Genomic DNA, 9512 nt, shown 5'->3' on the forward strand with positions numbered 1-9512 from the left:
GGAATCCTCCCGAATAGTAGTAGGATTAACCAGCGACAATCATATCCGAGGAGGCGCCCCCATGGTGCAGAAACCATCCCGCCCCGCCGACTCCGATCAGGTTCCCTTCCCTGCCGTATCGGTGGCGCTCCTCCGCTGGTTTTCCAAAAACGCCCGAAGGATGGATTGGCGCGAAACCTCCGACCCGTATCGGATCTGGCTCTCCGAGATCATGCTGCAGCAGACGCAGGTCTCGACCGTCCTGCCCTATTATCGCCGGTTCCTCGAATCATTTCCCGATGTGGGTTCGCTCGCCGATGCGCCGGAAGACACGGTGATGAAATGCTGGGAGGGGCTCGGCTACTATTCCCGTGCGCGCAACTTGCACCGTTGCGCCGCCGACGTCGTTCGCGAGCATGGCGGGATGTTCCCGGCGGATGCAGAGAGCCTCGAGTCGCTTCCCGGAATCGGCCGATCGACGGCAGGCGCGATCGCAGCGATCGCCTTCGGAATAGATGCGCCGATCCTCGACGGCAACGTCAAGCGCGTCGTCGCCCGTTTGGCCGCCATCGCGGGCGACGTCTCGAGAAGCGAAGTGCAGGAGCGGATGTGGGCTGTCTCCCGGCAACTTGTGGTTCCCGGGAAGGGGCGAGACATCGCGCTCGCCCTGATGGATCTCGGGGCGCTTGTCTGTACGCCAAGGAAGCCCCGGTGCGGGGAGTGCCCTTTGGCCGGGTGGTGCCGGGCGTGCGCCGAGGGAACCCCGGCAGCTTATCCCGAAAAAGGGAAGCGTAAAGAGCGGCCGTTGCGGGAGGCGGTCGCGGTCGTGATCGAGGATCGCACGGGAAGGTTCCTGATCCGCCGGAGGCCTCGGGCCGGACTTCTCGGGGGATTGTGGGAATTTCCCGGGGTCTTTCTCGAGGGAGGCGAGTCTCAGGAGTCGGCGTTGCTGCGGTGGGGACTGGATGCCGGCATTCCCTGTTTGTTCCCGGAAGCCCGTTTCGCGACGGTCCGCCAGGCATTCACCCATTTCGGCCTGAGGCTCCACGCGTGGCGATGCCGGGCCGCATCCGTCGTTCCCGAAGACGCGGGAATATGGACCGCCCGGGAATATCTTTCGCAACACGCCTTCCCGCGCGCGCATCAGACTATCATCAGCAAGATCTACGAGGAGGCGGGTCCATGAACATGGCCGATCGGTTTCAACCGGGGGGGAAGGGCGTTATCGCCACTGCGTCGCGGGACGGCGTTCCGAACACGGCGATCTACGCGGCTCCCCACGTCATCGATGAATCGACGGTCGCCTGGGGGATGACTTCCGGGCGGACACATGCAAATCTCGTCGAAAACCCGAACGCGGCATACCTCTACATGGCGCCCGGAGACGGCAACCGCGGGCTCCGGATGACGCTGTCGCTGAAGGAAATCCTTGAGAACGACCCGATGCTTCACGCCATCCGCGAGCGGACGCGCGACGCGGTTTCCCACGAGGCGGGCGATTCGATCCGATACGTGGCCTATTTCCACGTGGTCGAGATCCGGCCGCTCGTCTAGCCTTGGCAAAAATACCGGGAGGTCTCGAGATGACGCGGTCAGGCAAGCGGGTGAGCGAATCAACGACCGTCCTGGTCCAGGTGATGAGCCAGATGGACGCCAACCTGGCCGGCAACGTGCACGGCGGCAACATCATGAAGCTCGCCGACACTGCTGCCGGCGTCGCCGCGATGCGCCATGCGGGCGGAAACGTGGTCACCGCCTCGGTCGACCGGTTCGATTTCCACGCGCCCATCTACATCGGCAACATCGTCACGCTCAAGGCTTCGCTCAATCACGCGGGGCGCACCTCGATGGAAGTGGGCGTTCGGGTCGAGGCCGAGGACATGTTCAGCGGTAAAAGGACCCACACCAATTCCTGTTACTTCACGATGGTGGCCCTCGACCCGGTGGGGCAGCCGACCGAGGTCCCGTTCCTGATCCCCGAGACCGAGGACGATCACCGGAGGGCGGATGCGGCCCGGGCCCGGGTCGCCAATCGGAAAAAACAGATCCCTGATCACCCCGGCGAGGCATGAATCGCGGGAAGTCCTCTCCGAGAAAGTGAATATATTAGGGATATTATGGTAAATAAATATCCCTCCCCGGATTATCCATCCTCTTCTAATCCCTAATCAAGTTTGAAAACAATGATTTATGAATGCCTGAAAGTGGGCAAACCTTTTGCATACAGTATACCGTTGCTCGGTTGTACGCCGAGTCCGATGATTTTCCGACGCCTTTCGCATCCGGCGATCAGGCGATCACGCACGGCCCGGCAGGCCGCACCGAAAAGGAGAGCAGGGCATGGCTAACGGAACGGTAAAATGGTTCAACGATGCAAAGGGCTTCGGCTTCATCACGGAAGAGACAGGCGAGGATGTCTTCGTCCATTTCAGCGAGATCCAGGGCGAGGGCTATCGGTCGCTGGCCGAAGGGCAGGCTGTCGAGTTCGAGATCACCAGCGGCCCCAAGGGAAAGAAGGCGGCAAACGTCCGGAAACTTTAGGGCTTCTATACCATAGCCGCTCGAAAGGAAAACCGGCGCCCTTCTGCCACAGGGTGCCGGTTTTTATATTTGCGCTTCCCGAAAGAAAGCCAAAAATCTAGGGGGTCAGTTTCAGTTCGGAAAGAACCGCTCCGATCTGTTCAAGTGTTTCCGCCTCCGTGCCCGAATTGTCGATGACGTGGTCTGATCTTCGCGCCTTCTCGGCCGTATCCATCTGTGCGTCGATCCTTCGACAAGCTTCTTCGGCCGTGATGTCGTCCCGGGCGAGGATGCGTCGCAACTGGGTCTCCCGGTCGCAATAGACGCAGATAACCGCCTCGAAGAGAAACGCTCGCCTGTTTTCATGGAGAAGCGGAATTTCGACGACGGCCGCGGCGTAGCGTTCAGCTTCAAGGGCCGCCAGCGCTGCCTCGATGCCTTCCCTGATCCGGGGATGGGTGATCGCCTCGAGCTCGGCCCGGCGGACCGGGTCCGAAAATACAAGCGTTCCCAGCTTCTTCCGGTCGATCCGCCCGTCGGCCGTCAAAATGCTTTTTCCGAAGGCGGCGACAATCTCCCCATGGCACGCCGTGCCGGGCTCCACGACCTCGCGGGCGATCCTGTCCGCGTCCACGACCGGCAACCCGAACTCGGAAAGGATCCGCGCCACGGTGCTCTTGCCCGTGCCGATGCCGCCTGTCAAGCCGATGATTCGCATCGCGCGAATTATATCATGCGCCCCTCCGGCCCTATTCCTGCCGGTCGTTGACAAACCGAAGGGCCCGATGCTACGGTCGAAAGACCCCCAGGCATCATGCCCGGACAGCCCGAGAGGAGACTCCCCGATGGCGGAAACCACCGTCAAGGGCTTTTTCGATGCGCTCGAAGGAAAGCTGGCCAAGGACCCGTCGCGCCTGGCCGGCATGACTTCCGTCTTCCAGTTTCGGGTCGGTGAGGCGGGCTACCACGTCGACGTGGCCGATGGCAGGCCGACCGTTTCTGAAGGCGTCGCCGCTTCCCCGGATTGCGTGGTCACCGTGTCCGAGGCCGACTTCCTCGACCTCCTTTCGGGGAAGCTCAACGGCCAGCTTGCCTTCATGATGGGCAAGCTCAAGGTCGCGGGTGATATGGGTCTGGCGCTCAAGTTCGCGTCGTTCCTGAAATAGCAGGTCGTCGGGGGCGTGGATGCGGCCCGGAAGGATGAGATCGCCGAGGCGGCATCCCGCATCCGCGCGGCGGGAAGCACTGTCGCAGCGTTGACCGGCGCGGGCATTTCCGTCGAAAGCGGCATCCCGGCGTTCCGGGGGACCCAGGGGCTATGGGATCGATTCGATCCGATGGAATACGCCACGATCGAGGCCTTTTCCGCCGATCCCGGAAAAGCATGGAGGATGTTCGCCGAGCTGCTGTCCCTCCTCCTGTCTGCGGAACCCAACAGCGCCCACCGGGGACTTTCCGTGCTCGAGCAGACCGGGCGGCTCAAGTCGGTGATCACGCAGAATGTCGACGGACTGCACCAGGCGGCCGGTTCGAGAGAAGTGATCGAGTATCATGGCAGCGTTCGCGAGCTCGTCTGCCTCTCGTGCTGGAACCGGTATCCGCTCGGACGCTGGAAGCCCGGGGATCCGCCCCCACGCTGCAGTTGCGGGACGATCCTCAAGCCCGACATCGTCTTGTTCGGCGAACCGATTCCATGGGGTGCCCAGGCGGCGGCGGAAGCCGAGGCCAAGGTGTGCGGCGCGCTGCTGGTGATCGGCACGTCGGCCCAAGTCTACCCGGCGTGCGAATTGCCGGAGATCGCCCGGGAACACGGGGCGGTTGTCATCGAGATCAACACAGAGGAAACGCCGCTGACCCGTTCCATCACCGATCTGTTCCTGAAAGGCAAGGCGACCGAAGTCGTCCCCCTGCTCGTGGGCGCCCTCCGATGATCGAACGCCGGAAGACGCGCACGATCCGGGTGGGCGAGGTTTCGGTCGGAGGCAAGTCGCCCGTCACCGTCCAGAGCATGACCAATACCGACACGCGCGACGTTCGCGCCACTGTCGCGCAGATCCGGTCGCTCGCCCGCGAGGGGTGCGAGATCGTCCGGGTGGCGATCCCTGATGCGGCCGCGGCGGACGCCTTTCGGAAGATTCGGCAGAAGTCGCCGCTACCCGTAATTGCCGATATCCACTTCGACCACCGGCTCGCCATCGCATGCGCCGAGAACGGGGCCGACGCGCTCCGGATCAACCCCGGGAACATCGGAGGGGAGGCCCGCACCCGCGAAGTGCTCCGGGCGGCACGCGCCAACGGGATATCGGTTCGGATCGGGGTGAACTCGGGCTCGATCGAGAAGGAACTCCTTTCGCGCCACGGCGGCCCGACGCCCGCCGCACTGGTCGAAAGCGCCGAATCCGCGCTTCGGATATGCGAGAAGGCCCGCTTCGCGAAATTGAAGTTTTCCCTCAAGGCTTCAGACGTCATGACGACGGTCGAGGCCTATCGGCTGTTTTCCCGCAGGTTCGATTACCCGTTGCACATTGGCGTGACGGAGGCCGGGACGTTCTTCTCCGGAACCGTGAAGTCGTCGGTCGGGCTCGGGACGTTGCTTTCGGAGGGCATCGGGGATACGTTGCGCGTTTCGATCACCGGGCCGCCCGAGGACGAGGTGCGAATCGGTTTCGAGATCCTCAAGAGCCTCGGGCTGCGGCGGCGCGGGCCCGACTTCATCTCCTGCCCGACCTGCGGCCGCGTCGCTATCGACGTGGTCTCGATCGCCTCCGAGGTCGAGCGCAGGCTTGCCGATATCTCCGTCCCGCTGAAGGTGGCGGTGATGGGGTGCGCGGTCAACGGCCCCGGCGAGGCGCGCGAGGCCGACGTCGGCGTGGCCGGCGGGAAAGGCGAGGGTTTGCTGTTCGTCAAGGGAGAGATCGTCCGTAAGGTGAAGGAAAAAGACATCGTGGCCGAAGTCGTTCGCCTGGCGAGACGACTGGCCGCCATCAAGGAGAAGGTATCGTGATTCGCTATTCCCGCTATTTCATGCCGACCACCAAGGAGACCCCCTCCGACGCCGAGGTGGTCAGCCATCGCCTCATGCTCCGCGGCGGGTTCATCCGTAAAGTGGCTTCCGGGATCTACAACTATATGCCGGCGGGTTTGCGCGTCCTGCGCAAGGTCGAGCGGATCATTCGCGAGGAGATGGACCGCGCCGGCGCCATCGAGATCCTCATGCCGACGGTCATTCCTTCCGAACTCTGGAAAGAGAGCGGGCGCTGGGAGTTCTACGGCAAGGAGCTGCTCCGGTTCAAGGATCGCGCCGAGCGCGAATTCTGCCTGGGCCCGACGCACGAGGAGGTCGTCACCGACCTCGTGCGGCGCGAGGTGAAATCCTACCGGCAGCTTCCGTTGAACCTCTACCAGATCCAGGACAAGTTCCGCGACGAGATCCGCCCACGCTTCGGGCTGATGCGGGGACGCGAATTCTTCATGAAGGACGCCTACTCCTTCGACGCCGACGATGCGGGCGCCGCGGAGTCTTATAAGAAGATGTACGACGCCTATTGTCGAATCTTTCGGCGTCTGGGGCTGGAATCGCGCGCCGTCGAGGCCGACACCGGCTCCATCGGCGGCAGCAGCTCCCACGAGTTCATGGTGATCGCCGACTCGGGCGAGGACGCCATCGTCTCGTGCGGCGGCTGCGCCTACGCTGCCAACGTCGAGAAGGCGGAATGCCGGCCGGTGCCGGTAGACTCTCCCGCCACGGCCGGCGAGGCGCGTCGGGTTGCCACACCCGGCAAGCGCACCATCGAGGAGGTCTCCGCCTTTCTGGGGATCGCGCCGGGGGCGATGATCAAGACGCTTATTTTCGAGACCGACAAGGGCGACGTGGCGGTGCTCGTCTCGGGGGCGTACGAGATCAACGAGATCAAGGTCAGGAACGTGCTCGAAGTCGAGTGGGTCCGTCTCGCCCCCGAAGAGAGGGTGCGCGAGCTGACGGGCGCGCCGACCGGGTTCGCCGGGCCCGTGGGGCTCTCCCTCCGCATTCTGGCGGATCATTCGGTGGCCGCGATCGGCGCAGGTGCGACCGGCGCGAACGAGAAGGATGTCCATCTCGTCGACGTGGCGCCCGGGCGGGATTTCACCCCCGAGCGATATGCCGACCTTCGCTCGGTCGCCGAGGGCGACCGGTGCCCGCGTTGCGGAGGCGAGCTTCGATTCTCGCGAGGCATCGAGGTCGGCCATGTCTTCCGTCTCGGCACCAAGTACAGCGAAAAGCTCGCAGCCAACTTCCTCGATACCGATGGGAAGGAGAAGCCGCTGGTCATGGGCTGCTACGGCATCGGCGTCGGCCGGACGGCTGCGGCCGCCATCGAGCAGAACCATGACGACGACGGCATCGTCTGGCCGATTTCCATCGCGCCGTTCGAGGTCTACGTGATCGCCGTCAACGTGAGCCACGCTGGCATCGCCGGCGAGTGCGAGCGGATCGCCGAGGTCTTGTCCGGTAAAGGTTACGAGGTGCTCTACGACGACCGGGTCGAGCGCCCCGGCATCAAGTTCAAGGACGCCGACCTGATCGGCGTTCCGGTTCGCATCGTGCTGGGCGAGAAAAATTTCGCCGAGGGGTTCGCCGAACTACGCGACCGCAAGACCGGCGAGACCGAGCGAGTAGCCTTGGCCGATGTGGTCGACCGTTCGATTGCGCTGCTCGAGAAAAAGAAGAAGGAGTGTGAAGCGTGAAGAACCGGATCATCGTCGCGCTGGATACCGACTCTCCCGAAAAAGCGTTAGAGACGGTCCGCCTGCTGAAGGGCGAGGTCGGCATGTTCAAGGTCGGCCTGGAGCTCTTCCCGATCGGCGGCGCCGAGCTGGTCAGGAAGATCCGGGATAGCGGGGCCGACGTTTTCCTCGACCTGAAATTCCACGACATTCCGAACACGGTCGCGGGCGCGATCCGGTCGGCGGTCGCTCTCGGGGTCCGGTTCGCCACCGTGCATGCCTCGGGCGGGCGCGCGATGCTCGTGGCCGCGGCCAAGGCGGCCGAAGGAAGTCTGACGACGATCCTTGCCGTCACGGTGCTCACGAGCCTCGACGACGCGGATCTCCGGGAGGTCGGCTACGCGACGGGAACGCGCGAGACGGTTCTTCGACTCGCACGGATGGCGAGGGAAGCCGGCATCGGGGGGCTTGTCTGCTCCGCGCTCGAAGTTGCCGAAGTCCGGGATGTGGTCCGCAACGGCGTCGTTCTCGTGACGCCCGGCGTGCGGTTTCCCGAGGATGCGATCGGGGACCAGAAGCGGGTGGTCACCCCGGGAGAAGCGGTTCGCAACGGGTCGGATTTCATCGTCGTCGGTCGCCCGATCACGCAAGCCTCCGATCCGGTCGCGGCTGCGCGACGGATTGCGGCCCACATGGTGAAGGGGTCGTGATGCGGCCATCCGACGCCAAGATTCCGATGTGGGTGACCGGGCGCCATCCCGTCGAGGAACTGCTCGCTTCCGCGTTGCAGGCCCCCCGCAAGGTGCTGCTATCCGATGCGCTCCCCCATGACGTGCGCAAATCGATCGAGACGCTGTCCCACGGCCTCAAGATCCCTTGCGTAACGCTCCCGAAGGCCGAGTGGGAACGCAAGACCGGAGAGCGCGAGGGGGGCGGAGTCGCCGCCGAGATCGCTTCATTCCGCTACGTCGACCCGGTCGACTGGGTGGCGGCCCTTCCGAAGGATGCGTCCCTGTTCCTTCTCGACGGCATCACCGACCCGCAGAACTTCGGCGCGATCATCCGCAGCGCCCGCGCGTTCGGATTCGCAGGCGTCATGATCCCGCAGGATCGTTCGTGCCCGGTGACGCCGGCGGTCTTCCGCGCATCCGCCGGGGCCGCCGCGCATGTCCCGATCCTCCAGGTGACGAACCTGCCGCGGGCGATGGGCGATCTGAAGGAAGCCGGTTTCTGGTTCTACGCGGCTGAAGGGCAGGGCGACACCCGCTTGGCCGACTGGAAGCCGGCCCGCCGGTCGGGGATCGTCATGGGGAGCGAGGAGAAGGGGGTGCGACGGCTGGTCCACGACACGTGCGACGGCTCGGTCCGCATCGAGATGGAGCCGGGCATGGAATCGCTTAACGTCAGCGTCGCGGCAGGAATCCTGGGACACGCCCTGCGTTGCGCGTTGACATAGGCGGTGAAATGATTTTTCATGTACCTCCGATCCATCCCGGTCGGAGGCGCCTCCAAGGGCCGACGTAGCTCAACGGCAGAGCTCCTGATTTGTAATCAGGGGGTTAGGGGTTCAAATCCCCTCGTCGGCTCCACTACCTGCATACCCACTCGGGCAAAGCAAAACATGGCGTCTTTTTCCCTTGACATATTGATATGATTTCGGGATACTTCGATGTTCCGGTAACTCTGGAAGGTTAGCACGGTATTTGACTCCTGATTCACCCTGACGGTCCGCATTACGGGACCGTGTTTCTTACGTGGAGGGGTACCCGAGTGGCCAAAGGGGGCAGACTGTAAATCTGCTGGCATTGCCTACGAAGGTTCAAATCCTTCCCCCTCCACCAGCTTTTTCTTTGCCGATTCCGCTTTCGGAGGCAGGCGAAGGGAAGGCCGTTTGCCATTTATTTTCTGGCGCTTGACGAAAACCGGTTGAAATTGCTATACTTAGTGATTCGTTTTGTCGGGCGGGTGTAACTCAGTTGGCAGAGTCACAGCCTTCCAAGCTGTTGGTCGCGGGTTCGAATCCCGTCGCCCGCTCCAAAAATATAGGTTTTACGCCCACATAGCTCAGTTGGCAGAGCGCGTCCTTGGTAAGGACGAGGTCAGCAGTTCAATCCTGCTTGTGGGCTCCATTTTCACCATCACCATTCTTCCTTCTAAAGGAGCAATGTCAAATGTCCAAGCAGAAGTTCGAACGCACCAAGCCCCACGTCAACATCGGCACGATCGGTCACGTCGACCACGGCAAGACGACCCTTACGGCCGCGATCACCAAGGTGTTGGCCAGCAAGGGTTGGGCCGACTTCGTGGCG

12 protein-coding genes and 4 tRNA genes are annotated in these 9512 nt (G+C 63.2%); 15 read left to right on the plus strand and 1 reads right to left on the minus strand.

Features of this window, described 5'->3' with window-relative positions; genetic code table 11:
* Positions 1–61: 61 nt before the first annotated feature.
* From mutY to VGK27_14370, 4 genes are all read left to right on the plus strand, one after another.
* Positions 62–1165, plus strand: a complete 1104-nt coding sequence (mutY, locus tag VGK27_14355; protein HEY3491287.1) for an A/G-specific adenine glycosylase — start codon at positions 62–64, stop codon at positions 1163–1165.
* Positions 1162–1533 carry a pyridoxamine 5'-phosphate oxidase family protein gene (locus VGK27_14360; GenBank protein HEY3491288.1) on the plus strand — a complete coding sequence of 124 codons (372 nt, stop codon included), beginning with the start codon at positions 1162–1164 and terminating at the stop codon, positions 1531–1533. Before mutY ends, VGK27_14360 begins: the two co-directional genes overlap by 4 nt.
* Before the next feature lie 29 nt (positions 1534–1562).
* On the plus strand, positions 1563–2051 hold the full coding sequence (locus VGK27_14365) for an acyl-CoA thioesterase (protein HEY3491289.1): 489 nt from the start codon (positions 1563–1565) through the stop codon (positions 2049–2051).
* 268 nt (positions 2052–2319) lie between these two features.
* Positions 2320–2520 carry a cold-shock protein gene (locus VGK27_14370; protein HEY3491290.1) on the plus strand — a complete coding sequence of 67 codons (201 nt, stop codon included), beginning with the start codon at positions 2320–2322 and terminating at the stop codon, positions 2518–2520.
* 97 nt (positions 2521–2617) lie between these two features.
* Here VGK27_14370 and coaE read toward each other — a convergent pair whose 3' ends face one another.
* Positions 2618–3217 (minus strand): dephospho-CoA kinase, encoded by a 600-nt coding sequence (gene coaE / locus VGK27_14375; protein HEY3491291.1) that lies wholly within the window; start codon positions 3215–3217, stop codon positions 2618–2620.
* 127 nt (positions 3218–3344) lie between these two features.
* On the opposite strand from coaE, the gene VGK27_14380 reads away from it, so the two are divergent.
* The 11 genes from VGK27_14380 to VGK27_14430 form a co-directional block, all read left to right on the plus strand.
* Entirely contained in the window at positions 3345–3665 is a 321-nt protein-coding gene (locus VGK27_14380) for an SCP2 sterol-binding domain-containing protein (GenBank protein ID HEY3491292.1), read from the plus strand.
* Between the two features lie 15 nt (positions 3666–3680).
* Complete coding sequence (locus tag VGK27_14385; GenBank protein HEY3491293.1) at positions 3681–4430, plus strand: NAD-dependent deacylase; 750 nt, start codon at positions 3681–3683, stop codon at positions 4428–4430.
* Positions 4427–5503, plus strand: coding sequence for a flavodoxin-dependent (E)-4-hydroxy-3-methylbut-2-enyl-diphosphate synthase (ispG, locus tag VGK27_14390; GenBank protein HEY3491294.1), 1077 nt, complete (start codon positions 4427–4429; stop codon positions 5501–5503). The genes VGK27_14385 and ispG overlap by 4 nt, the downstream gene beginning before the upstream one ends.
* Entirely contained in the window at positions 5500–7224 is a 1725-nt protein-coding gene (locus VGK27_14395) for a proline--tRNA ligase (protein HEY3491295.1), read from the plus strand. Before ispG ends, VGK27_14395 begins: the two co-directional genes overlap by 4 nt.
* Entirely contained in the window at positions 7221–7913 is a 693-nt protein-coding gene (gene pyrF / locus VGK27_14400; GenBank protein HEY3491296.1) for an orotidine-5'-phosphate decarboxylase, read from the plus strand. The genes VGK27_14395 and pyrF overlap by 4 nt, the downstream gene beginning before the upstream one ends.
* Positions 7913–8659 (plus strand): 23S rRNA (guanosine(2251)-2'-O)-methyltransferase RlmB, encoded by a 747-nt coding sequence (gene rlmB, locus VGK27_14405; GenBank protein ID HEY3491297.1) that lies wholly within the window; start codon positions 7913–7915, stop codon positions 8657–8659. Before pyrF ends, rlmB begins: the two co-directional genes overlap by 1 nt.
* Before the next feature lie 58 nt (positions 8660–8717).
* Positions 8718–8792: transfer RNA gene (locus VGK27_14410), tRNA-Thr, on the plus strand.
* Between the two features lie 167 nt (positions 8793–8959).
* Positions 8960–9044, plus strand: a tRNA-Tyr gene (locus VGK27_14415).
* A 120-nt stretch (positions 9045–9164) separates the two neighbouring features.
* Positions 9165–9240 (plus strand) — tRNA-Gly (locus VGK27_14420).
* Between the two features lie 16 nt (positions 9241–9256).
* Positions 9257–9332: transfer RNA gene (locus tag VGK27_14425), tRNA-Thr, on the plus strand.
* 42 nt (positions 9333–9374) lie between these two features.
* Positions 9375–9512: GTP-binding protein (locus tag VGK27_14430; protein HEY3491298.1), on the plus strand; the 138-nt coding region annotated here is incomplete at its 3' end.

This window comes from Candidatus Deferrimicrobiaceae bacterium (assembly GCA_036504035.1).
GTDB lineage: Bacteria > Desulfobacterota > Deferrimicrobia > Deferrimicrobiales > Deferrimicrobiaceae > JANXPS01.